Here is a 24477-nt window from a genome sequence, read left to right on the forward strand (position 1 = left end):
GTACCCCCCATTCCAAGAGTAATTGTCCTTGGAAGAGGGTAAGCGGCCATAACCACTAGACTACTATATAGTGTGGGTGGGTGACGTCTAGAAAACGTAAACGTTGGAATAATAAAAGATTCTCCCTCACCTGTGAGGATGAGGGAGGGTTAGGGTAAATAGGGCATCTTGGAAAAGTGGTAATCAGATACCGTCCAAAAGAAACGTCGTTTTGCATTATGGAGGTGCTTATATGGCGCGTGTTTTCAACTTTAATCCCGGCCCGGCTGCCATGCCTTTGAGTGTATTGAAGGAGGCACAGTCCGAATTCGTGGAATACAAAGACACCGGCATGAGTGTTCTTGAGATGAGCCATCGCTCTCCAGAGTTTGAGGCGATCAACAATGACGCCGAGGCGACGCTGCGACGCGTCTACGGCATTCCCGATACCTACGCGGTGCTCTTCCTCTCCGGTGGCGCAACCCTACAGTTTGCAGGCATCCCGATGAACCTGATGTTCCACCGCCACGCAGGCTACCTGATCGCAGGCAACTGGTCTGAGAAGGCCTACGAAGAGGCCAAGAAGTATGGGCAGGTCGATGTGCTGGCGTCCACCAAGGACACCCACTTTGACCGCTACCCCCCCCTGAGTAGCCCCATCGATCAGGATCTCGACTACGTCTATATCTGTCAGAACGAGACCGTGTATGGGTCGATGGCAAAAAAGCTCCCCCAGGGTGGAGAAGTCCCTCTGGTCTCCGATATCTCAAGCATGTTCTTGGCCTGCCCGCTTGATATCTCCAAATATGGACTCCTCTATGCGGGCGCCCAGAAGGCGGGCGGCCCGGCAGGCGTCACCGTCATCATCGTCCGCAAGGACCTGATTGAGAACGGCCCGGCACGCGCCGATATCTGCCCCAACTACATGGACTTCAAGAAGCAAGCTGCGAAGCACTCGATGCTCAACACCCCGAACACCTTCGGTATCTACCTGTGCGGCAAAGTCTTCCACTGGATTGAAGACACCGGCGGCCTGGTGGAGCGTGAAAAGGCCAACTGGAAAAAGGTCAATACCCTTTACGACTACCTCGATCACAGCAAGCTCTTCCGCGGCCTCATAGTGCCGCAGGATCGCTCCATCTCCAACGTCGTATTCACGACCGACAACAAGGATCTGGATGCCGAGTTCATCGAGGGCGCCAACGAGCGTGGCATGGTCGGCGTCAAGGGCCACCGTATCCTCGGCGGCATGAGAGCCTCCTGCTACAACGCAGTATCTCAGAAAGCGGTGGATACCCTGGTCGCCTACATGGCAGATTTCGAGAGGCACAACGCCTAAAGGAGTTAGTAGATGCATTACGTAAAAGTGATCGACAATATCGCAAAGAGCATCACCCGCGACGGGGTCGCTGAGCTAGGTGAGGAATACGAGAAGACCGATGATCTCGAGAGAGCGGATGCCATTCTCGTCCGTGCTTCTGATATCCACGACCTCAAGTTTGGTCCAAATCTTTTGGTCGTCGCCCGTTCCGGTGCCGGCGTCAACAATATCCCGCTTGAGAAGTGTGCCGAGAGGGGTATCGTCGTCTTCAACGCTCCGGGCGCCAACTCAAACGCCGTCAAGGAACTCGTGGCTGGCCTCATCCTCACAAACTCCCGTGACACCTGGGACGGTATGAACTGGGTCATCGACCACAGGAATGATCCAAATGTCGTCAAGGACGCCGAAAAGAACAAGAAGGCCTTCGTAGGCCAGGAAGTGATCGGACGCACGGTCGGCGTGATCGGCTTGGGCGCCGTCGGCTCGAAGGTCGCCAACGCCCTCGTCGCCCTCGGTATGGATGTCTACGGCTATGACCCCTACCTCTCCGTTGAGCACGCCTGGCAGCTCGACCGTGCAGTCAAACGCGTCGATACCCTCGACGATGTCTGCAGAGGCATGCAGTACCTGACCGTCCACGTCCCCTCCAAAGAGGACACCCAGCACATGATCAGCACCCACCAGCTGGACCTCCTGGCCCCGGACGCGATGCTTCTGAACTATGCCCGCGCTGACATTATCGACGAAGACGCGGTGGGCGCCGCACTGGAGTCCGGCAAGCTCTCGAAATTCATCTGCGACTTTGCGACCCCGAAGACCGTGAAGATGCCCCGCACCCTGATCACCCCCCACATGGGGGCCTGCACCGGTGAGGCGGAGGACAACTGCGCCCACATGGTGATCGGTGAGATGAAGGACTACCTCGAGAACGGCACGATCAGAAACTCCGTCAACTATCCGGCCTGCGACTTTGGCCCGGTCAAGGAGGGCTGCAGAATCGCACTGCTCCACAAGAACATCCCAGGTATGATCGGTCAGATCTCAAGCATCTTGGGCAACACCACCGTCAACATTCAGCACATGACCAACGAGGCACAGGGCGCGCACGCCTATACCCTACTTGACACCACTACGCCGCTGGACCAGAACACGGTTAAGGCCCTCGGGAAAATTGGGGGTATTTACCGTATCCGTATCATCACCCCGACCAAGTGCTGAGGGATAAGGAGTTGAGATGCATGCGCTTCCATTTAAATGTCTGAGGCCAGCCCCTGACAAGGCGGCTTCCTTTGCGGCCCCTCCCTACGATGTGTTCGACCGCGCACAGGCCAAAGCCTATGTGAAAGATCACCCGGATTCATTTCTGGCGATCGATTGTCCGGATACTGCATTTCCAGATGGCCACGACATGTATGCCGACGACGTCTATACGAAGGCGCGTGAGCTCTACCTCGACTGCGTGCAGAATGGCACCCTCATCGCCGACAACGCCACGTGCTATTACATCTACCAGCTGATCCGCAATGGTCACCAACAGACCGGCATCGTCGCCGCCTGCGCGGTAGACGATTACCTCGACGGCACCATCAAGCGCCACGAGTCGACCCGCCCTGAGAAAGAGCAGGACCGCATCAGGCACATCGAGGCGCTCGATGCCCAGACCGGCCCGGTCTTCCTCGCCTACCGCGATGAGCCAGTCCTCGACGTTATCCTCAAAGGCGCCATGTCCGGACAGCCACTTTACGACTTTACCGACGATGAAGGTGTTCGCCAGATTGTCTGGAGAGTCGCCCGCAAGGATGCCACCGATGCGATTGAGGCCATGCTGGAGCGCGTCCCCAACGCCTATATCGCCGACGGCCACCACCGTGCCGCGAGCGCCATCAAGGTCTCACAGCACAAACGGGAGCAGCATCCGGACGCTTCTCCGAATGCGCCCTACAACTACTTCCTGGCGGTGCTCTTCCCTTCCAATCAGCTCAATATCCTGCCCTACGACCGCGTGGTGAAAGATACCAACGGACTGTCCACAAAGGAGTTCCTGTCCAAAGCCAACGCCGCAGGCTTTGCGACGGTATCCGGACCGTCCAGTGAGCTGGCTTCTCCGGCACAGCGTCACGATTTTGGCGTGTATGTCAGCGGCAGCTGGTACACTCTCCGCTATCAACCCACCGAAGCGGAGGAGCACGATCCGGTCAAACGGCTCGACTGCTCTATCCTGCAGGACCGCCTGCTGGGGCCGATCTTGGGCATCAGAAATGCACGGGAAGATCCCCGCATTTCCTTTGTCGGCGGCATCGAAGGCACGAAGGCGCTGGTATCCGCTGCCGGTGAGAACGGTATCGCCTTCTCGATGTTCCCTACCTCAATGGACGAGGTGATGGCAGCAGCGGACGCGGGCAAGCTGATGCCGCCCAAGTCCACCTGGTTTGAGCCAAAGCTAAGATCTGGCCTCTTTATCAGGCCGTTGGGCGCCGTCTCCGCGAAGCATTAGCTCGACACAACTGAACGCTTATAGCCAAGGAGCACAGGTACTGAGTACCCCCGTTTTTTGTATCCATATGGGCTTGGGCGTACCCCTTTAGGCGCGCCACACGACTTTCCTGATCCTGTGAAAGTGGGGGTTAGAGCGTATAGTGAAGGCTGCATCGACACCCTATCAGGAGAGATTTGAGAGTTTGACTATGGCAGACATACACACGATTCTCGTTGGGCAATCCGGCGGTCCTACTGCGGCGGTCAATGCAAGCTTGGCAGGTGTGATCAGCGCGGCACGGAAAGCCCAGATCCACATTCTCGGAATGCGCTACGGAATCGAAGGCCTGCTGGATGGGCACGAGCCGATTGACCTGACTGAGACGCTGCCCACGAAGCGTGATCTGGAACTCTTGGCCCGCACCCCCTCAAGCTACCTCGGCAGTTGCCGCTACAAGTTACCCGATATGTATGAGAATCCCTCAGACTACGAGCAGCTCTTCAAATACTTCGATGAACGTCAGGCTGATGGAGTGCTCTACCTCGGGGGCAACGATTCGATGGATACGATTGACAAGCTCTCCGCCTATGGAGCGCAGCATCAGCTGCCGCAGCGCTTTGTCGGGGTCCCCAAGACGATCGACAACGATCTGATGGAGATCGACCACACTCCGGGATACGGCTCCGCCGCAAAATTTGTCGCGACCTGTGTGAGCGAGATCGCCCGGGACTCGAGCGTCTATGACCTGAAGAGCGCAACCGTGGTCGAGATCATGGGACGCGATGCCGGCTGGTTGGCAGCCTCAGCCGCGCTCGCCTCAGCCCCTGAGCTCCCCTGCCCGGACCTCATCCTGCTACCGGAGCGGCCGGTTACGGCCGAAGCACTCTGCAAGCGGGTCCGAGAGCTCTTAGAGCGGAAGAACACCGTCGTGATCGCCTCAAGCGAGGAGCTACATACGCCTGAAGGGGTACCCTTAAGCGAAGCGGGCGCAGGCTCCGTCACTACGGATGCCTTTGGGCACAAAGCTTCCCTTTCCGGCACTTCTCGCTATCTCGCCTCGGCCATTCAGAACAAGCTACACGTGAAGACCCGCGCAGTTGAGCTGTCCACCTTACAGCGCAGCGCCAGCCACTGTGCGAGCGCCTGTGATCTGAAAGAGGCCTACAAGCTCGGAGCCGCAGGTGTCAACGCAGTGCTCGCAGGCAAGACAGGGGTCATGACTACGCTGGTGAGGGACAGCGATCTCCCCTATGCGACGCATCTTGAGACTGTCGCTGTGTCAAAGGTGGCAAACAAGATCCGAACAATGCCGGATGCACTGATCTCTGAAGACGGAATGAACGTCACCCAAGCCTACCTCGACTATGCGCGTCCCTTGATCTCAGGCGAGGTGAGCCAACTCACCATAGACGGTATCCCCGCCCACATTGCGGCGCTCGATCCGCTGGAAGCCTAAGCCATCTGCACTCAGTTCCCCAGATTCTCCTGGGCGTGCTCGAGGCTGACTGCAATGAGGGTTTTGACATGATCGTCAGAGAGTGAGTAGAGCACGCGCTGCCCGTCTCGTTGTGAGACCACAAGACCTCGGTCGCGCAACAGGCGCAACTGATGCGAGATGGCAGATTGGGACACGTGAGTGAGCTCCTGCAACTCACTTACAGAATGCTCACAGATGCAGAGCGCACAGAGAATCTGGAAACGGGTGTAGTCAGACAGAGCATCAAAGATCTGTGTGGCGTTGTAGATAATATCGTCGTCCTGCATTGCCTTTTCCATTGCTTTAATCTCAGACATCGATGCTCCGTCTCCCCTTCTTGTTCTGGCGATATCATATTTTGATTGCTGTGATTGTAGCTGTGCTCTTCTGTTCTTACCCCATTTCGGGTATATTCATTGCAGCGATAGAGTCTCCCCTAATCCACGTCGAATCGAAGACAAAGAGAGGATTACTGCTAGATTTTCCAACAGTGGCCTTTTCGATATGAGATCCTACGTTCACGGTGTCTGTACTATGATCTTGGGTATTACTCACCCCTCATCCTGTAGAGTGAACTGTTCTTCGACGCTACTAAAATATTTGCTGGAGCATTTGAGAGACAAACCACGCTGTATCGGGCAGGCTGCCTCCCTGTTCAGGCTTGTTCGTACTACCTTGTTCCCCTCTTACAGGGATCTATCTTTCTGATTGGTAATGACCCAAAAGGGTAAACAATGCATACTGTAGAGAAACTATTTGTGGCGTGGGGAGAGAATAATCGGCAATAGGAGCTACTTGATGGATGAAGAGAATAACAGAGACGAATCGTTGCGCCTGAGCTCCGCGCACGATGATAGAGGTGAAACAGGGAAACTCGTCGATACGCTCACCATGCGCATATTGGAGAGCGACAATGCAATCGCTGAGCTGAAGGCGCAGGTCGGCGATATCAGGACGCGTCAGGCAGACTCCGCCGAGGAGCTCACGGCTGACCACTTGGGAAGAAGCGGCGTAAGACCCCCGAGCGAGCTGGAACTCTTCTATGCCCGTATGCTCGAGGAAGCCGGCCTCTTCTCAAAGGACATAACCCTTCCTCCCCTCACGGTGATCAAGTTGGAGCGCAGCCAGCTTCTGTATTTACGGACGCAGGAGCCCCGGGTCTCCTATGGGGCAAAGCTTGAGATACTGCGGCTTGAGGCCGCCCTCAATGCGCTGCAGTTTGCACTCAACTACACCAAGGACCCGGAGCACCTGAGCGAAGCTGATGCCTATCAGATCAACCAACGGGTGGCACACTCGATCACCTCACAGATCCCCACGATCGGCGACAAAGGGCCGACGCAGGGCGAATACTTTACTGACGGAGAATGGGCAGTCAGAAAAGGCATAGCAATGGAGATGGAGAGCTTCAAGCTCCCCTACCGCCTCGAAGCTGACTACCGCGTCAACATGCAGGACGGGAATGTCGCCTTTGAGCTGGAGACCACGCCGGCGCAGTGCTTCCCCAAATCCGCCTGGGTCCAGGGCCTCAAGCGCATTGTCCCCACGACCGCGCTGATGCGCAAACGTGGGGCGAGCCAGTATGCGATGCGCGTCGGGATCCTCCTCGCTGCCGCAGCGTTTCGCTGCACCCCCAAAGTCAAACATGTCTTTGTGGCTGCAGTGCACACCTCCGGCAACAAACGCGAGTGCCTGTACAGCATCGAGTTCAACCGTGCCCAATTCGCACAGCTGAACCTGGACGAGATTCACCATCCCCTCATGATATTCGCGCAGTTCAATGCCCACATGGACCCCTACAACGAGACGCTGAACCCGATCCCCCAGGACCTCTTCCTGAGCGATGAGCGCTTCTGCCCACCCTTCCGCTATGAGCCGGTTGAGACCTCGAAGCGAAACCTGCAGGATTCCTTGGCCTATGCCCTGGGCACCGACAGGGTACGCAACCTCGGTATCAACGAAGGCGGGCAGCGTGTCCGGCTGGCGGAGACCATCGGCCGCTACCTCGGCAACTCCACCTCGCAGGACGTGAACACCCTGCTCACCTACACCAAGAACCAGAAGAATCAGGACATCCAGGAAGCGGCGAAGCGTACGATCTCCAAGCTGATCGACGGGACGCTCTCCCCCCATGACCCGCTGGCGATTGAGCGTGAGTTCACCGACGGCGATGTCTTGACGCAGGCGATCCACAAAGCGCAGCGTATGGAGACTGAGCAGACCCAGCAGGCATCCAATATCCTGGAGGAGGCGCTCGACGACTACGAGAGCGACCATCTGTTCCTGGACAGCGACGAGGAGGTCTACCGCTTCTTCCGCAGCTATTCCGACCGCGTCATGTACAACAAGCTGAAGGCGAAGCCGAATCAGAAGGTCACGCTGCTCCCTGACTCCTACTACCAGATCCATCTGATGCTTGCGACTGATAACCTGGAGCTCGGGCAGAACGAAAAGGCAAAGCAGTTCGGACGGCGCATCATCGAGTTTGCGCCTCAGGATCCCAACGGCTTTCTGTTGGTAGCCCGTGCCCAAGCCTCCCAACAGCACATCCACTCCGCGAGCAACACCCTCTCGAAGCTCTTGGAGATCGCCTACGATCCGCAGACCGTGGGTTCCACCTATGCTGCACTAGGCGCGATCTTTGAGCAGATCGGGGACGACAAGACTGCTGCAGCCTGCTACTCACGCAGCATGCAGTTCGCGTCGAGCACCTATCTGATGTCCTCCTTCGCGCTCAACCAGATCATGCAGAAGCATCCCGGCACCTACCTGTCCCTCAAGAACAACAAGGGCGTCGACTATCAGCTGACTTCACACCAGATCCCGATCGCACCGACAGAGGAGATCTCAGAGATCTTCTACAATGCGCTCAGGGCCTCTTTTGACGCTGAGGTCTTCCCGGTTGCGAAGAACTTTATCGACACCCTCTCGATGCTCTCAGGCGACGATGTGGTGGTCGATATCAACCACTCGATGGAAGGCGAACCGGATCGGTGACACCGTGCACCATTCGATTGTTACAAACAGGGGCCTCCTACATCACACGGTGCAGGAGCCCCTGTCATATCCTCTGTCAGTGCGTCTCAGCTACAGATCGAGCTGCATCAGGCGCGCGATGCTCAGGATGTAGACCTTGAGTGCCAGCTTCAGTTGGTCTTCCTCGATGCCCTCGTCCGGCCCGTGCTCGACGGCGACCCAGGGGGGATCCTCAACGCGGGAGTCATGGGGACCGAAGGCGCAGGCGTTCTTGAAGTGGCGGGCATAGGTGCCGCCGCCGATCGTGAACGCTTCATCGTGGCGTCCGGTGTATTCGTTGTAGGCGCCCAGGAGCGTCTGGATCTCCGGAGTGCGGGGGTCCGTATAGAAAGGGGCCATATCCTCAACACAGCGATAGGCCACGCCAAAGGGCGCAGCGGTCTTCGTCAGCGCCGCGCTGATCGTATCCATATCGGTTGAGTTGGGATAACGGATATCGGCGGTCTGGGTGAAGGCGCCATCCTGTTCCGCAATGGTGCCGCCGGAAGCGCTCAGCTTGCCGAAGGTCTCATTTTCAGAGGTGATGCCCAGCTCTGTGCCTTCCCAGTCCGCAAAGATGTGGCGCTCAAACTCGAAGAACTGCTTCTCGGCACCTTCCACAAGGCTGTTATCCACCATGTAGTTGACGAGAATCCCGATCGCGTTCTGGGCATCCCACGGCATTGAGGCGTGCCCACCTTTGCCGTGCGCGGTCAGCTTCACGGTGCCGTCGTCCTGCGGTTCCATCTCGATGTTGTCCTGCTTCGGGAGCTTGGTGGCATCCGCGACGATCGTCATATGCGCCAGGCCGGGGATTGCGTTAACGACCGTGCCTGCATGGAAGTCTTTGATTGTGTCCGCAATTGCGGGAGTGGTGAATTCGACGAGCATACGCCCTTTCTCACCGCAGATCAGCGGAAAGTCCGCATCCGGGGTGAAGAGGAAGTCGGGCTGTGGGTAGTGGTCCAGATACCACTCCACATCCCTCATGTGGGTCTCCTCGTTGCAGCCTACCAGACAGCGCAGCGTGTACGGCAGTTTCTTTCCGGTTTTCTGTACCTGCTTCACAAAGAAGTGGGCAGCATAGAGCGAAAGGACAAACGGTCCCTTATCGTCAAGCGTGCCCCTACCTAAGAGGTAACCGTCCCGGCGCGTCACCTTTAAAGGATCGGTATGCCAGCCGATGCCAGTCGGCACGATATCGGTATGGGCGATCGTGGCGATCTGTCTTTCTGACTCTCCGGGTAGATCTGCAAAGCCGATATAGCCCTCACCGTTGTGCGGCTCGAGCCCGAGCTTCTCTGCAATGGTGAGACCCTGCTGCAGCGCCTCATAGGACTTGGGGCCAAACGGCTTTCCCGGTTCTGCATGGGGGATGTCTTCCACCGACTCGATGTGCACCATCGAGTCGATATCGTTGACGATGGACTCCCACTCTTCGTCGACGTAGCTGTCTATCTGTTGTTTCAAGGCCTCATCAGCCATGGAGAACTCCTTCTATCTCGTATGAACGTTGTATACACTTGTCCTATCGTATCCCTTCATATGTCCCACACGCTGAGCGCTGTGCTAAGGTAGCCGTTGTATTTGATTGAGGAGAAAGGCAACTATGGCAGAAGGACAGACAACGCTTGCAGCGGATTCCCCCAATTTTATGTGGCCACCCCACTTTGGGGGCGCCATCTTCGACTTCGACGGGACAATCTCGGATACCGCAAGCCTCTGGGAGGATATCGACCGAAAATTCTTAGCTGAACGTAACATCCCATACAGCGTGGAGTTCCCTCGCACACTTTCTGCCATGGGATTCGATCAGGGTGCCAAGTACACCGTGGAGCACTACCACTTGAATGAGGACCCGAAGGACATCGTGAACGAGTGGATGCGCATGAGCCAGAACGCCTATAGAACCGAAGCCGTGCTGCGTCCGGGCGTCGTACCCTACCTCAGGGCCCTGAGATCTGCCCACATCCCCTATGCGCTCGCTACGACCAATACCTCAGACCTGTTGGACTCCATGCAGCGCATCCCGATCAGGGAGCTCTTCCCCATCCGCGTCTTTGGGGCGGATGTGGCGCACACGAAGGACCACCCGGACATCTATCTGGAAGCAGCACATCGCCTCAACGTAGCGCCTGACCGCTGCATTGTCTTTGAGGACCTCGCGGTCGCACTGCGCGCTGCCAACCAGGCAGGCTGTATCACCTGTGCGATCGCCTCAGGGGATCCATTGCAGCATGTCACTGAGGTCCAGGAGATCGCCGACGTCTTCCTCTCCGACTGGAAGGCAATTCCGGTCCCAAAGCGATAAGCCTACAGATATGCCCTCTCCCGCATGGGAGAGGGCACCATTTCGTTTGATATGAAAAGAGATACCTGCTAAGAGGTAAAAACTTTAAATCTTGCGAACGTTGGAAGCCTGAAGCTTACCATTCTGGCCAGTGGTGATATCGAACTCCACACGCTGCCCCTCATCCAGGGTCTTGAAGCCATCCATCTGGATCTCGGAGTAGTGTACGAACAGATCGTCACCATCCTCACGAGAGATGAAGCCGTAACCCTTTTCAGGATTGAACCACTTAACAGTACCTTGAGCCATGACGTGCCTTTCTTTCGTTAGCCCCCCTGTGGAAGCTATAACGCAAATGCGCTTTCGCGCGTTACCTGCGTTCTTGTGAACGCAGTACCTATCATACTCTAAGCACAATGTGCGCGATCGAAAAATCTTTTACAACCTGCCTGATAATTTGTTTGAGGCTTTAAGATCTCTCCCCCTGTCGAGCACGGCTGTCGGTACCGCTTATTGCTCCTTGGCCGGCTCGCCTGAAAAGTTGAGTCCACCTGTGAGCCCTTCGGCCGCCGTCTCGTCAAACCCGTCTGACAGGTATCTGTCGATATCGTCACAGGCTCTGCTGTAGGCTTCGTCGTAGAGGTCCACGAAGGAGTCATGCGAAATTTGCTTCGTAAACGGATTCCTCCAGGCCTTGTGGTCGCGGTTGTCGAACTCGGAGGTCTCAGAGGCTCTGGGGCGGTGTGAGAGCGCTACATCGATGGAGTAGGGCTTCTTGGTGAAGAGCTCCTCGATGTTGCCCAAAAGCTGGGCCTTCTGTCCGCGCTGCGAGTAGAGCAGATGCTGGATGCGGCGGAAGTCATGGACTGCTTTCTGGTAGAGCTTCTCCGGGATCGCCTTGTTGTAGGTCTCAAGGATGGTTGCCACATACATGTGGGAGATTGCGGAGAGCGCCACCTCGTCGAGCCTTAGGATCTCCTGGTAGGGCTTGTAGGTCGCTACAGTGCGGTGCAGCTTGCTGTAGAGCACCATCTCGTCCAAGTCACGCTCGATCTCCGCATGGACATAGCCACCGACACTGCGGTCCAGCCCCTCTACCCCGGCATCGCAGTAGGCGTACTCCTCGGCGTAGACGAAAGGATGCAGCGTCGAGTCGAGCAGATAGTGGCACAGAAAGCCCGCGGCATAGGCACGCCCGATCGCCTGATCCTCAGGTGAGAGCTCAGAGACGCTGTTCTTCATCGATACCAGAAGGGTGCTGGGATGCCGCGTATGCATCATCGTCGAGAGATGGGTATAGGGCCTAAGCTTACGGTCCAGAATGATATATAAGAGCGGATCGGGCCCCTGGTTGCCGAGCAGAAAAGCGTCGCGGTCATCCGCGGTAAAGCCAATCGACTTGAAGCAGGCGTCGTAGACATCCCGCCCAAAGAAGTCATGCGTCATGATTGCTGGCATAGTGCCACTTCCTTTTGAGAAAAGGCCCCGACCACGTCAGGGCCTTAAATCTTTATTCCCTTAAGTCACTACGTTTATATCCTACCGCTTAGACTGAGACAATCCTGATAGATCAATACTTACAAATTTGTTGCACTACTCTGATCGCAGCGCCTCTACCGGGTCCTCCCGCGCTGCCTTGGAAGCCGGGATAAGGCCTGCCAGGAAGGTCAACAGAATGGAGATACCGATGAGGATCAGCGCCGACGACCAGGAGAGCCTCATCACGTTTCTCACCTTGTAGGTGGCAAGCACGTAGGCGTTGACGGGGATCGTGATGATGAGAGTGATGATGATACCCATGACACCGCTCACAAAGCCCTCGATGATCGTCTCCGCGTTGAAGATCGAGCGGATGTTGCCCTTGCTTGCACCGATTGAACGTAGGATGCCGATCTCCTTTCTGCGTTCCAGCACCGAGATGTAGGTGATGACCGCGATCATGATGGAGGAGACGACAAGCGAGATCGACACGAAGGCGATCAACACGTAGCTCACCAGGTTGATGATACGGGTGATCGACTGCATCACGGTACCCACGAGGTCGGTATAGGTGACCCGCTCAGTGGGGTCGCTCTGCTGATCGTTGTAGGTGTTCAGGATGTTTAGCACCGCCTGCTTGTCATCGAAGTCTCCCGGATAGATATCGATCTTTGAGGGGGACGCCTCATCCGCATAGCCCAACTGCTGCAGATTCCCCTCCAGCGTGGAGGAGCGCTGCGTCAGCATCGAGGTCAGGATCTCATTGATCTGCTGCTCATCCATATTGAGCTTGAAAGCATTCCGGATCTGATTCGGATCGACTGAGATCGCCTGCGCCATGCCCGCGCTGAGTTTAGCGGCATTCTGTTGGAGCTCCTGAGTGAGCTGTGCCTGCAGAGACTGTGAGAGCTGCTGCATCACGGAGGCGAAGGCTGCCTCCAAAGTCTGCGTCAGGCTCTGTGTGATCTGAGCGGTGATCTGCTGCACCATCTGGCTCGTCAGCTGCTGCGCGATCTGCGAGCGCAACGCCTGAGACAAAGAGTTCGTGAGTCGCTCGTCGATCTCAGGCGCCAGGGCATCGCGGACCTGCGTCTTTAGATCGTTAAGGTCGACCATACGCTCGACCCCCTGCCGAATCGTCTGCTGTCCCTGGTCGGAGAGGAAGTAGTCCGTAGGGCTCGCATCGGGGTGGTCGCTCATGTACTGCTGATATTCTGCCATCACCTGGCTCATCAGGGCCTGCGCCTGGGTCTGGTCGATATCCACATGGATCTGTGAAAGCACCTTAGAGAGATCCACGTCGGAGAGATCAGGCATCAGCTGCTGCAGCTCTTCCTGGTTGAGGTCCTCCACCTTCACGTCCGGCACCATCACCTGCGACAGGTCGATCGAGGAGAGGTCGAGCTTCGGAACATCCACCTCAGGCATCTGCATATTGGAGAAGTCGAGGGAAGAGAAATCAAGGTTGAGCGCTGAAGGATCAAAGTGGAAGGCCGCCTGCAGCGCAGTCCCATCCACCGTGAAGAGGCTTGTGAAGTCGAAGTCTGGAGCGTCCTGTCCGGAAGCCTCCTCGAGGAAGCTCCGGTTGCTGAAGACATCGCGCTCAGGGTCGGAAAGCTGTTGCTGTACGATATCGCTCTGTTCAGCGTGATCCATAATGTCATGCGTCACGGCTGAGGTGTAGTAGAGCCCCGGATCGAGCGCAGAGGCCGTGGCAGAGTCAGCCTGTTTGACGATGCCTGCTACGTGCAGATCCTTACCGTTCGCGATCAGGTTATTCATAAAGTCGGTGTCATTTGACTTGTCCGTCCAGATGTTGTAGGTCCCGTCGTAGGTATACATATCGCTCGGATAGACCATCTTCACGTGGGCGTTCAGGATATCCTCATAGCTATATGCGCGGTTGTCATCCGGCTCGTAGTCCTCTTTGGTCTTGTCGTTCTCGCTGCCACTCGCCTCAGACACCACGAGCGAGACCATGCCTTCGAGCTCCAGGTGGTCCCTCAAGCCCAACTCATAAGCATCGAAGTCACTCAGGATTCCATCCTGGTTGAGCACGACCAAAAGCTCATCTTCCTGGGTCGGCCAGGAGCCCGCCACCAGATCGAACTTGTCTTTGACCAGATTCGTATCGTCGAGCAGCATGTGGTAGGCGCTCGTCGAGCTCAACATGCTTGCGCTCGAAGCGGAGCCACCGAACCCCAACTGTCGGAAGCTCGTCTCAGGGTTCACCTGCACGTAGCTGCCATCAGAGCGCGTCGCAAAGAACTGCGGTGTGACGTTGTAGGAGTACTGGATCGAGCGGACATAGTTGTTGATGTTGCCGCCGTCAGCGTCAAGGTAACTCTTCAAGGATTTCAGATCGTTCTTGCCAACGCTTTGAAACATGTTGTGGAGGCTCTCCGACTCCGCCACCGTATCGGGCTGCTCATCGGAATCCTTGTTATCCCGACCTGCATTCATCTCAGACATGATGCTTGTGACGTCCACATTCGTCGCCTGGACTGACAGCGGATATACCGTCATCATCTCCTCCTCGACGTCGTGGATGTAGCCCCGCGCGCCGCTTGAGAGCGCGAGGATAGCGGCGATACCGATGATGCCAATGGAACCGGCAAAGGCGGTGAGGAAGGTCCTCCCCTTCTTGGACATCAGGTTCGAGAAACTCAGAGAGAGTGCCGTCAGCGGCGACATCGAAGTCTTGCGGGGCGAACGCGCCTTACGGTGCGGCGCCGCATTCGGATTAAAGGGGTCGCTGTCCGCGGTGATCTCGCCGTCAGCGAGCCTGACGATGCGCGTGGAGTAGCGCTGTGCCAGATCCGGGTTGTGGGTGACCATAACCACGAGGCGGTCGTTGGCCACCTCTTTTAAGAGGTCCATAACCCGGATGGAGGTCTGGGAGTCAAGGGCACCGGTCGGCTCGTCAGCCAACACGATCTCGGGATTGTTGACCAACGCGCGGGCGAGGGCGACGCGCTGCATCTGCCCACCGGAGAGCTGGGAAGGCTTCTTGTCCATGTGGTCAGCCAACCCCACCTTGGCGAGAGCTTCCTTGGCACGCTGGGTGCGCTCCTCTTTGCTGACACCGCTTAGCGTCAACGCCAGCTCCACATTGCTTAAAGCAGTTTGGTGCGGTATCAGGTTGTAGCTCTGAAACACAAAGCCGATGCGGTTGTTACGGTAGGTATCCCAATCGCGGTCCTTGTACTTCTTCGTCGAAGTTCCATCGATCAGAAGGTCACCTGAGTCAAAGTGGTCCAGCCCGCCGATCACATTGAGCAGCGTAGTTTTGCCGGAGCCTGAGGGCCCCAGAATCGAGACAAATTCGCAGTCACGGAAGGCAAGACTCACATCGTTGAGTGCCGTTTGTGTAAAAGAGTCGGTAGTATACGATTTAGCGATATGAGAAAGCTCGAGCATCTGCCGCCTTTCAAATGAATTGATCTCATACGCCCGGTGAGATGAGGTATTTGGGTGGCTGCGGTTACGCGCGGGCGGAGATAAGACGTGAGGCTCTGTTATCTGCACACAGATTTTCACGCCCCAAGAAGATACAAGTATAATAAATCAGCGATGATAAAAAATCAGCAAACCGGTGTTAGGGCGAAGGAGTTATCACGTATGCCAGCGATCATGACGCACTATTTCTACGGTGAAGACACCTACTTCACGACGGCCAATACGCTGAGAAGCCACACTGGAGAGGAAAAGCAGGCCTACCTGCTCGGATGCCAGGGGCCTGATCCCTTCGAATCACTGCAGCTGGCGCCCCGCCTCCACGAATACAAGCGCTTGGGACTCAAGCTCCAAACGGACCAGATCGAGGAATGCCTGGCAAATTTCAAGGGCTCGCTCGCCTATCTCTCCGACCATGAACGCCCCACGGGCCGCGCTTATGTCGCGGGCTACATCGCCCACTTTGAGCTCGATTCCCGCGTCGACCCCTTCATCGGCGCCTGGCAGCAGCAGCTCTGCGACGCCGGCATTGAGGGCCTGGATGAGCGCGACGCGCGCGTCGTGAAAGCTGAAGTCGAGCGCGACTTGGACGAAATGGTCCTCTACACCAAGACCGGCAAGACCGTCGACAGCTTCCACCCGGTGCAGTGCCTGGAGGCCTCCGACCGTATCTTCTCGATCGTCAACCGCATGTACCGCTACATGCTCTTGAAGACCTACAACGAAGTGACCCCGCATAACCTCTTCTCCGGTGCGATCAATGCGCATAGAACCATGATGAGGATGATGCGCTCTCCGCACGTAACGGACTTGCAGTCTGAGCTTGCCTCCGCCTTTGAGATCAACATCCTGCACCGCCGTCACTCCCTCTACCGGGCGATGGCGCACCGGGCCCGCAAGGAAGCCACGAGCGAGTTCGACAACAGCAAGCACGAGGTCTGGATCAACCCCTACACCGGCTCCATCGACGAGGCGAGCTTCTGGGACCTCTTCTACGAGACCCAAGGCGAGGTACAGACTGACCTCAACTGCTTCCTGAGCCAGGACTTTAACGCCGAGAAGGCAAAACTGATCACTCACGGCCTCGACTTCGATGGCAAACCGACACAAGAGTCAAAAAAGGATGAAGACACTGAGGCTGAACCTGAGAAAGTCGCTGCAGAGTAGGCGCTATCTCTCTTCTTCCTTCTCCTCCCGGATGCGGCGCTCCTGCGCGCGCAGGAGGTCACGGTATTCCGGGAAGGGATCAAAGGGCATAAAGATCTTCGCCCGCTCCTCCATTGGCATCGCCGGATGCCCATAGCGGAGAAGCAGCTTTTTGTTAGTGGATGACGTCGTGGGGTCTGTCTTTTTCATCGCCACTTCTGTGCCCTCCAATCTGTTGGTTGCGCTCTCGTAAGGTGGCTTGCGGGAGGTAGTCCCTCCCTTTCAGAATGGCATTCTTGCCGAACTTTGCCTTGATATCACTCAAAGCACGCTGGGTGTTGCGCTCCTGTTCCTCAGCTTTGGGGTCTGAGAACAGGCTCAGCTGGATGCCTGGGGCTTCCTCGTCGCACACCTGCCACACCCCGATCCCCAACCGCTTGATTGAACGGTGGGGGTCCACTTTCTCGTTGAAGAGCTCGGAAGCAGCCTTCACCAAGGTCTTTGAGGAGTTGGTGGGATCTATCAGCTGTCGGGAAGCGGAGGTACTCGGGCTCAGACGGCGGACAGTGAGACGCGTGTAACCCCGTACGCGCATCTCGGCTTTCTCCTCACGGGTCATCTCGTAGCCGACATAGATGGAGATACCACCGGCCAGCTTTTTCTCTTCAACGAGGCGCAGCGCGGTCTGATCTGCCATCTCCTTTAAGCAGAGCAGCGTATCCTTATAGCTGTATCCATGGGCAAAAGCCTGGTTGGAGCTGTACGAGTGCTCCTGCGGCTTGTAATTCTTGATATCTTGCATCGTGAGCGGCTCAATGCCCCAAGCGTGATCGATCAGAATCTCCGCATCGACCCCAAACTCCCGATAGAGGGGCTCGGTCGGCGCATGGGCGAGCTGCCCCATCGTCGTGATGCCCATGCGCTCGAGGCGCTGGGCGATGCCAGGGCCAATCCGCCAGAAATCCGTGAGGGGACGATGGTTCCAGAAGGTCTTCTCAAAACTGCGCTGGTCCAATTCCCCGAAGAAATCATCTGTATGCTTGGCGGTGATATCGAGGGCGACTTTCGCGAGATAGAGATTGGTGCCCAACCCACAGGTCGCGGTGATGCCAGTCTCTTTGGCTACCTCGGACCGTAAGGATTCTCCGAGCTCCCGTGGCGTCATGTTGTAAAGCTTGAGATAACTCGTGATATCAAAGAAGGCTTCATCGATCGAATAGACAAAGATGTCCTCCGCAGAGATGCGCCTGAGGTAGATCCCGTAGATCTCGACGGACTTTTCCAGATAGTAGCGCATCCGCGGTGGTGCGATAATATACTTTATGTTCTTGGGGATCTGAAACAGGCGGCACCGTCCGGGCACCCCCAGCTTCTTGAGCGCGGGGGAAACGGCCAAACAGATGGTTTTGTCGGTACGTGTCGGATCCGCAACCACTAAATTGGTAGTAAGGGGATCAAGCCTGCGGGCGACACATTCAGCGGAGGCATAGAAGCTTTTCAGATCTATACACAGATAGCTTCTCTTCGTGTGCGCCATGCTTCCCCCTCCGAACATATGTACCCATTGTATCGGAATGCGCAAGCAGAGAGCGAGTGCATACAGAAAGGAATTCTATGGCTATCAAGCAGCATGTCTCATCGTCACCGCTCGATAGGTGCGTCCACTACGATAAGAAGAACCACCCGATCTACTACAATGCGCACCTCGACAAGAGCTTCTATCTGACTGAAAGGCAACTCCACGCCCTCTCCTGGTACGTCACCCGCTTCGGCATGTGCTTCTCTTTGGCATTGGTCGTCGGCATCTTAAGCGAGATCTGGATCGGACTCGTGCTCTTTGGGGCCACCTACGGCATCTCCTCGTTCATGTTCTACCAGATCTTCATGAAGCGCTTGGAACCCGCTCCAAACCGGGAACTCTCCAAAGAGGATAAGATCGTCGAGCTTGCCCGCCAGCAGCGCCATGAGCGCGCCGGCGTCGGTTATGGAGCGCTCGCATTGGTCTTTGCGGCACTCATCTACCTCAATGCTACGTCTCAGAACTTCGGGGGCATCAACCTCTACGCCTCGTACGCCACGATCATCCTATCGGTGATCTACGGATTCTACCAGCTCATCCACTACTTCGCGCGCCATTAAAAGAAAGCGTGGATAATCCCGAAGACCAGGAAGATCAAAAAGACGATGATGCACACATAGAGGATCCGGTTGAGGATCACATAGGTGTGGCGGATGTAGTTCAGGTGGTCGATCTGCTTTTGGATCTGATCCGCCTGCCGCTCCTTGCGAGCGATCACCGTGTGCTGTTCTTCGTCGTTGGTCTTGTCTGAGATGACATCGTTGACATAGGCACGCATCAGCGAGACATCTTCAAGCTCGATATCGAGGTCCTCGATATTCTTACTGTGCTTGCTGTAGCTGTCTTCCATCGACTCGATGTTCTGGTAGGCTGCAGCCTGCGATTCGTTGAAGGCGAGCTCCGCATTCTCAAGATTCTTGTGAGCCTCGTCGTAGGCGTTCTTTGCATCTCGTTGGTCCCGCTTGAGTTGCGCGATCTTGGCCTTCACATCGTCCTCATCCTCGCTTGAGTGTGAGGCATCGACATACTGCTTAAGCGCTGCATTCGCGGCATTGAGCCGCTTCAGGCTCTGCCGTTCCGCATTCTGTTCTTTGGTGGTCGCCTTATCCCGCTCCCGCTTGAGCTCATCCTTCATGCTCTCGACCGTGTTTTTGACCATCTTCAGGGTGTCGACTAGATCCTGTTCGTGGCTCTTCGCCTTCTCTATCTTTTTGGTCTTCGCTTCATAGCTATCGAGCATCTCCTGGTAGTTGTCCCTGATGTGTTCCCTCAGTTTGAGCTCCTGTTTATCCAGATCGATAGAACGTTTGCAGCTTTCGAGCTTCTTTGTCTGTTCATCAATATCCTTGTCAACGCTTTTGGATGAGATGATAGGCATGAACATCAGCTCCTCGGTGCGAGAACGAATGTACGGAAGGCATATTTTTATAATAAAGCATCTTTATCATAAAAACAGCAAAAGTGCTGGCATTTCTGCTTTTAGCTCGATGGGCTAATCGGGTAAGCAGACGGGCCTGCGGTGGCACCGAATCGGTAATCGGTTATGCTCAGATCAATCAGTAATTAAAGTATCTATCGCAACCGCTCGGACAGCCGCACCACGGGCACCGGTACCCGTATACAAACCTGCTACCCCAATCCTTCTGAGATATGGCTGAACGTTATACCACAGGGATTTTAATGGCAGAGGTTCCCACAGCTTCGTGTGATTCGATGCGTCAAAAATTTATTGCACAAACGTTGGAATTATCGGTGCAGATAAGAAAATAACATTTTAGAAATGTCTCTAGGGGTATGATTATGTGAGGACAGAAGTTTCAGATGCGCACAGGTGTGTCGATTGTACGACTTGACACTACGCGCGTGTCATCTGAAGCACGATGCACGTACATATCGACAAAATGGGAGGATCCCTATGTATCGCGATGCAGTAGTGCTCCACAGTAAATCTGTGGGGGACGATATTGACCTTATCGTCTACGGAGAGAAGGGCTACCCGGTCATCGTATTCCAGACCCAGAACTCTCCTGCCACCAACTATGAAGACTTCGGTATGGTGGATGAACTTTCCAGCTATATCAACGATGGCAAGATTCAGCTCTTCAGCGTCGGCAATATCGACGCTGAGTCCTGGATGGCAACCGACAAGGACAAGAGCAAGCGCTCTCAGCGTCAGGAAGACTACTTCAAGTTCGTCACCGACGAGATGGTTCCTTATGTGCATGAGCGCAACAACTCTGAGCTCCGTCCGCTGACCACCGGCTGCGCGCTCGGCGCAACCCATGCGGCCATTGCCGTTATGCGTCGTCCGGACCTGTTCCAGGGCTGCATTGCCCTCTCTGGTGTCTACCGTACCAGCTTCTACTACGGTGACTGGATGGATAGTAACCTATATCTGAACGACATTATCGTCAGCCTGAGAAATCTTCCGCAGGATCATCCGTACGTCAACCTCTACAACCACCGTCAGCTGGTCTTCTGCGTGGGTCAGGGTGCCTGGGAGGACGGCATCGATGACCTCAGAACCCTCGATTCGGAGTTCAAGCGCCTCGGCATCCAAGCCTGGTGCGACTTCTGGGGCTTCGACGTTAACCACGACTGGCCTTGGTGGAAGAAGCAGATACAGTACTTCCTGCCGATCGTCCTCGAGGATGTGAAAAAGGAACTCGCTTCTGAAAAACCTGCCGAGAAGAAGGCAGAGGCTCCGAAGGCCACTGCACCGAAAGAGACTCCAAAGCCTGAAGCACCGAAGGCAACTCCAAAGCCTGCCGTCCCGAAACCAGAGCCGAAGCCGGAACCGAAAGCGGAGCCTGCCAAAAAGGCTGAGCCAGCAAAGACTGCTGCTAAACCTGCAGAGAAAAAGGCAGCACCCGCTACCAAGACTGTAACCGCTGCTGCGGCTCCGGAGGCTGAGAAGAAGGCTGCACAGCCCGCGATCGCGACAGCAAAGGCAAAGCCGTCCCTGACGACTCCTGAGCCTGCCAAGAAGATCGCTGGCGCAGAGAAACATGCAGCACTTGATACCACCGCTCCGAAGGCTTCACTCACCTCTTTCGCTACGGCAGCTCCTGAGAAGAAGGCAGCAGAGCCGGAGAAGCATGAGGCGGCTGCCAAGAAGGCACAGCCAGCTAAGCGTGCAAGTGTCCATAAGAGCACTCGTAGCCGTTCCAAGAAAAAGAACCACCGCAAGTAATGAGCTTTGAACCATAACTTGTAAAGCAATTGGACTGTCTACCTCGGTAGGCAGTCCTTTTTCACAGCGATCAGTGCCAGGAACAGCTGCATTTGGTCAGCCAAAATGTGTGTAGACGATCAACCTTCCCCACAGGTACTGCAGGGTGTTTGATGTGGCGGATTAGCATTCTGAGTGCAACAGGATAGTCCCGCTCCACAGAGTTGTGGCACACTTCGGAAGGCTACGATGTTGGTTGTCTCAATCAACGTTGAAAGCTAGAAGGAATGTGCCACTACAAGTATCGTATGCCCACAGGAGAGGAACTGCATAGCCGAGCTGTGTGGCAGACGGGAAGCTCCATCGGATTCATCGCACACAAGACAGGTAAGGACAGATCCAGCGTCTGCCACAAGATCGCGACAAACGAGCGGCACAAACGCTTTAGCGCCTGCGCGATCCCAAAGAAGGGCACAAGCCTGCCCACGGCAGGGAAAGGCCGAGAAGGAGGCACTCAGACCCTGCGCTCGCTTATCGTAAGACGAGCGCTGGTCCCCCAAGCAGATAGATGACATCTCAGGCTCGAGGGTGGTGTCAGCTGCGCCGTTGAGCCTCTCGACTATTCTGCAGGCAGGTCCATGCCGCCACCCTCGAGACAATCACCCCCGAGCGGGACAAGCAGTTCGCAAGGCATGGCGAAGGTCACGAAAGCTCTTGGGGGCGTGCAGTTCTTCTTCTGCGAGCTGCACCACTCCTGGCAGAAGCCGACGGTTAAGAACACCAATGGGGCTGCTGCGGGAGTCCTTCTCGAAGGGGACAGACTTCGGCAAGGTTACGGACGAGGGGGGTCCAGCATGCAGTGGAGCTGATCTGCGACAGGCCAAGGAAGGTATTGGGATACAAGACAGACAACGAGGTCTTTAGGGAGATGGTGCACTTAGCTTGACAATCCACCTGCTAATGATTGAAGGGAAACTACGCTAGACGTCCCCTACCACCATGCTGCTTGAAACGATATTCTCGATATTCCCGTAAACTAAAGTTTACGGGATTCCGGCGTGACCCATGTCTTAAATAAAAAGGTGAGCCGCTTGATACAGCCCGCCTCTTGTTACATTACTTCAGTTCGATACTTGGGCTAACGCTGCGAAACTTACTCCTCGTTATCTTTCACCTGATACGGCTTGAGTGCTTCGATCACGATATCGTCGGCCTTTTGACACAGCTCCTTCTCAGGAGTCTCAGAGAGGACACGGATCAGCGGCTCGGTGCCGGAAGCACGGACGAGGACGCGGCCATTGCCTTCAAGCAACTTCTCAGCTTCTTTAGTCGCCTCTTTGATGGCAGGATCCCGCATGACAGCGTCTTTATCTTTAACCTCGACATTGATCAGCAGCTGCGGATAGCGCTTGACCGGACGGCAGAGCTCAGAAAGCTTCTCCTTCTCAGAGCGCAGTACCTCCATCATCCTCAGGCTGGTCATGACTCCGTCACCGGTGGTCTCAATGTCGCCGAAGATAATGTGGCCGGACTGCTCACCACCTAAAGAGTAGCCGTTCTTTCTCATGCACGCGTACACGTTCTTGTCACCCACGGCGGTTGCCTCGTACTTGATGCCCGCAGCATCCAGTGCACGGAACAGCCCGAAGTTTGACATAACGGTCGGCACGATCGTGTTGTGGCGCAGCTTGCCGTGCTTCTTCAAGTAGGTGCCACAGACGTAGAGGATCAGGTCTCCGTCGACCACATCGCCGTTTTCATCGACCGCAATGCAGCGATCCGCGTCGCCGTCGTAGGCAAAGCCCACATCGAGGCAGTTGTACATCACGAAGTTCTGCAGTGCCTCAATATGGGTGGATCCGCAGTTGACGTTAATGTTAAAGCCATCCGGAGCGTTGTTGATAATGTAGGTATCGGCACCGAGCGCATCAAACACCGGGCGGGCAACGCTGGAGGCAGCGCCGTTGGCGCAATCCAAGCCGATGCGTCTACCCTGCAGGCTGAAGCCACAACTGGAAATCAGATGTGCGATGTAGCGGTTGCGGCCCTGCATATAGTCAATCGTGCGGCCGATGTTGCGGCCGGTAGCCAGGGGTACCTCAGTCTTTCCGTCGAGGTAGTCCTCAATCTTCAAAAGGACATCCTCGTCCATCTTGTAGCCTCCGGCATTTACAAGCTTGATACCGTTGTCGGTATAAGGATTGTGGGAAGCGGTGATCATGATGCCGCAGTCAAACTCACCATCGAGCGTCTCGTGACAGAGGCCCGGAGTCGGGATCACATGAAGCATATAGACGTCAGCGCCGGAAGCGACGAGGCCGGAGACCAGAGCCGACTCAAACATATAGCTGGAGCGGCGGGTATCCTTTCCGAGAACGACGCGGGCCTGGCGGTCTTGGTTGGCGCCGTAGTACCAGCCGACATACCGGCCGATCTTAAAGGCTTGCTCAACGTTGAGGCCTTCGTTTGCTCTGCCACGGAACCCATCAGTACCAAAATATTTCATAGCTCTCTCCTGCGGTTAGATTGGTCTGTCGCTCCATACCCGAATTCCAGGTTGTCGCCACAGTAGGACGCTCCTTATTCTATCAATTGTGCGATAGCGTCCCAAATGATAGTGTGGGCGGATTAGTATTCTGAGTGCAACAGGATAGTCCCGCTCCACAGATACGTGGCACACTCTGGAAGGCTACGATGTTGGTTGTCTACATCAACATTGAAAGCTAGAAGGAATGTGCCACTACAAGTATCGTATGCCCACAGGAGAGGGACTAAAGCATGCAGTTCGTGAGGTCTATCCTACATCATCGTGGCAACGCTGCGCTGTGTATCTAGAGCGTGATGTGATCGGCAAAGGGAAAACCAAAGAGAAGTGCGCTCAGATCGCAGCAGTCATCTCTAAGGTCTTCGAGGAGAAAGATCCGGATATGGTACATGGTCCATAGCGTGCAGCACAACGATAAGCTTTCAGGCTATCAGCTCTTCAGTAACCGGGTGTTTAGAGAAGGCAAAAACCAGATGTCTTGACGTATTTGTGGATCTCCCCTCAGCCTTCAGGAAGCGCATCTATACCAACAACGTCCTCCG

At 55.7% G+C, this 24477-nt stretch carries 21 protein-coding genes; 12 read left to right on the forward strand and 9 right to left on the reverse strand.

What is annotated here, in order from left to right; genetic code table 11:
• The first annotated feature begins 232 nt into the window (after nucleotides 1–232).
• The 4 genes from serC (at nucleotide 233) to J4859_RS09875 (ending at nucleotide 5232) form a co-directional block, all read left to right on the forward strand.
• Nucleotides 233–1318 (forward strand): 3-phosphoserine/phosphohydroxythreonine transaminase, encoded by a 1086-nt coding sequence (gene serC, locus J4859_RS09860; protein ID WP_212329479.1) that lies wholly within the window; start codon nucleotides 233–235, stop codon nucleotides 1316–1318.
• 12 nt (nucleotides 1319–1330) lie between these two features.
• Entirely contained in the window at nucleotides 1331–2518 is a 1188-nt protein-coding gene (locus tag J4859_RS09865) for a 3-phosphoglycerate dehydrogenase family protein (protein WP_212329481.1), read from the forward strand.
• 16 nt (nucleotides 2519–2534) lie between these two features.
• Nucleotides 2535–3794: a DUF1015 domain-containing protein gene (locus J4859_RS09870; RefSeq protein ID WP_212329483.1), complete on the forward strand. Its 1260-nt coding sequence runs from the start codon at nucleotides 2535–2537 to the stop codon at nucleotides 3792–3794.
• 190 nt (nucleotides 3795–3984) lie between these two features.
• Nucleotides 3985–5232 carry a diphosphate--fructose-6-phosphate 1-phosphotransferase gene (locus tag J4859_RS09875; RefSeq protein ID WP_212329485.1) on the forward strand — a complete coding sequence of 416 codons (1248 nt, stop codon included), beginning with the start codon at nucleotides 3985–3987 and terminating at the stop codon, nucleotides 5230–5232.
• Between the two features lie 11 nt (nucleotides 5233–5243).
• On the opposite strand, the gene J4859_RS09880 is transcribed toward J4859_RS09875, so the two are convergent.
• Entirely contained in the window at nucleotides 5244–5570 is a 327-nt protein-coding gene (locus J4859_RS09880) for a helix-turn-helix transcriptional regulator (RefSeq protein WP_212329487.1), read from the reverse strand.
• 481 nt (nucleotides 5571–6051) lie between these two features.
• Here J4859_RS09880 and J4859_RS09885 point away from each other — a divergent pair, with 481 nt between their 5' ends.
• On the forward strand, nucleotides 6052–8250 hold the full coding sequence (locus tag J4859_RS09885) for a lipopolysaccharide assembly protein LapB (protein WP_212329489.1): 2199 nt from the start codon (nucleotides 6052–6054) through the stop codon (nucleotides 8248–8250).
• Nucleotides 8251–8340: 90 nt separating this feature from the next.
• Here J4859_RS09885 and J4859_RS09890 read toward each other — a convergent pair whose 3' ends face one another.
• Nucleotides 8341–9753, reverse strand: a complete 1413-nt coding sequence (locus tag J4859_RS09890; RefSeq protein WP_212329491.1) for a Sapep family Mn(2+)-dependent dipeptidase — start codon at nucleotides 9751–9753, stop codon at nucleotides 8341–8343.
• Nucleotides 9754–9877: 124 nt separating this feature from the next.
• Between J4859_RS09890 and J4859_RS09895 the strand changes: the two genes are divergently transcribed.
• A complete protein-coding gene (locus J4859_RS09895) occupies nucleotides 9878–10579 on the forward strand; it encodes an HAD family phosphatase (protein ID WP_212329493.1) in 702 nt (233 codons plus the stop codon).
• 84 nt (nucleotides 10580–10663) lie between these two features.
• Here the strand turns inward: J4859_RS09895 and J4859_RS09900 are convergent, their stop codons facing one another.
• From J4859_RS09900 to J4859_RS09910, 3 genes are all read right to left on the reverse strand, one after another.
• Nucleotides 10664–10867: a cold-shock protein gene (locus J4859_RS09900; protein ID WP_212329495.1), complete on the reverse strand. Its 204-nt coding sequence runs from the start codon at nucleotides 10865–10867 to the stop codon at nucleotides 10664–10666.
• Between the two features lie 201 nt (nucleotides 10868–11068).
• Nucleotides 11069–12016, reverse strand: a complete 948-nt coding sequence (locus J4859_RS09905) for a hypothetical protein (protein WP_212329497.1) — start codon at nucleotides 12014–12016, stop codon at nucleotides 11069–11071.
• Between the two features lie 135 nt (nucleotides 12017–12151).
• Nucleotides 12152–15457: an ABC transporter ATP-binding protein/permease gene (locus J4859_RS09910; RefSeq protein WP_212329499.1), complete on the reverse strand. Its 3306-nt coding sequence runs from the start codon at nucleotides 15455–15457 to the stop codon at nucleotides 12152–12154.
• A gap of 213 nt (nucleotides 15458–15670) precedes the next feature.
• On the opposite strand from J4859_RS09910, the gene J4859_RS09915 reads away from it, so the two are divergent.
• Nucleotides 15671–16660, forward strand: coding sequence for a hypothetical protein (locus J4859_RS09915; RefSeq protein WP_212329501.1), 990 nt, complete (start codon nucleotides 15671–15673; stop codon nucleotides 16658–16660).
• A gap of 3 nt (nucleotides 16661–16663) precedes the next feature.
• Here the strand turns inward: J4859_RS09915 and J4859_RS09920 are convergent, their stop codons facing one another.
• Nucleotides 16664–16849: a hypothetical protein gene (locus tag J4859_RS09920; protein WP_212329503.1), complete on the reverse strand. Its 186-nt coding sequence runs from the start codon at nucleotides 16847–16849 to the stop codon at nucleotides 16664–16666.
• Nucleotides 16815–18176, reverse strand: a complete 1362-nt coding sequence (locus tag J4859_RS09925) for a Y-family DNA polymerase (protein WP_212329505.1) — start codon at nucleotides 18174–18176, stop codon at nucleotides 16815–16817. The genes J4859_RS09920 and J4859_RS09925 overlap by 35 nt, the downstream gene beginning before the upstream one ends.
• A gap of 77 nt (nucleotides 18177–18253) precedes the next feature.
• Between J4859_RS09925 and J4859_RS09930 the strand changes: the two genes are divergently transcribed.
• Complete coding sequence (locus J4859_RS09930) at nucleotides 18254–18778, forward strand: hypothetical protein (protein ID WP_212329507.1); 525 nt, start codon at nucleotides 18254–18256, stop codon at nucleotides 18776–18778.
• On the opposite strand, the gene J4859_RS09935 is transcribed toward J4859_RS09930, so the two are convergent.
• Entirely contained in the window at nucleotides 18775–19596 is an 822-nt protein-coding gene (locus J4859_RS09935; protein ID WP_212329509.1) for a hypothetical protein, read from the reverse strand. The two genes, J4859_RS09930 and J4859_RS09935, sit on opposite strands and share 4 nt — an antisense overlap.
• Nucleotides 19597–20133: 537 nt before the next feature.
• Between J4859_RS09935 and J4859_RS09940 the strand changes: the two genes are divergently transcribed.
• From J4859_RS09940 to J4859_RS09950, 3 genes are all read left to right on the forward strand, one after another.
• Entirely contained in the window at nucleotides 20134–21411 is a 1278-nt protein-coding gene (locus J4859_RS09940) for an esterase family protein (protein WP_212329510.1), read from the forward strand.
• A gap of 266 nt (nucleotides 21412–21677) precedes the next feature.
• Complete coding sequence (locus J4859_RS09945; RefSeq protein WP_212329512.1) at nucleotides 21678–21962, forward strand: hypothetical protein; 285 nt, start codon at nucleotides 21678–21680, stop codon at nucleotides 21960–21962.
• Between the two features lie 120 nt (nucleotides 21963–22082).
• The gene (locus J4859_RS09950) at nucleotides 22083–22259 is read left to right on the forward strand and encodes a hypothetical protein (protein ID WP_212329514.1); all 177 of its coding nucleotides are present in this window, start codon (nucleotides 22083–22085) and stop codon (nucleotides 22257–22259) included.
• A gap of 284 nt (nucleotides 22260–22543) precedes the next feature.
• On the opposite strand, the gene glmM is transcribed toward J4859_RS09950, so the two are convergent.
• Complete coding sequence (gene glmM / locus J4859_RS09955) at nucleotides 22544–23896, reverse strand: phosphoglucosamine mutase (RefSeq protein WP_212329516.1); 1353 nt, start codon at nucleotides 23894–23896, stop codon at nucleotides 22544–22546.
• Between the two features lie 226 nt (nucleotides 23897–24122).
• Between glmM and J4859_RS09960 the strand changes: the two genes are divergently transcribed.
• Entirely contained in the window at nucleotides 24123–24335 is a 213-nt protein-coding gene (locus tag J4859_RS09960; RefSeq protein ID WP_212329517.1) for a transposase, read from the forward strand.
• The last annotated feature ends 142 nt before the right edge of the window (nucleotides 24336–24477 follow it).

The sequence above is a fragment of the Atopobium sp. oral taxon 416 genome (genome assembly GCF_018128285.1).
Taxonomy (GTDB): Bacteria; Actinomycetota; Coriobacteriia; order Coriobacteriales; family Atopobiaceae; genus Olsenella_L.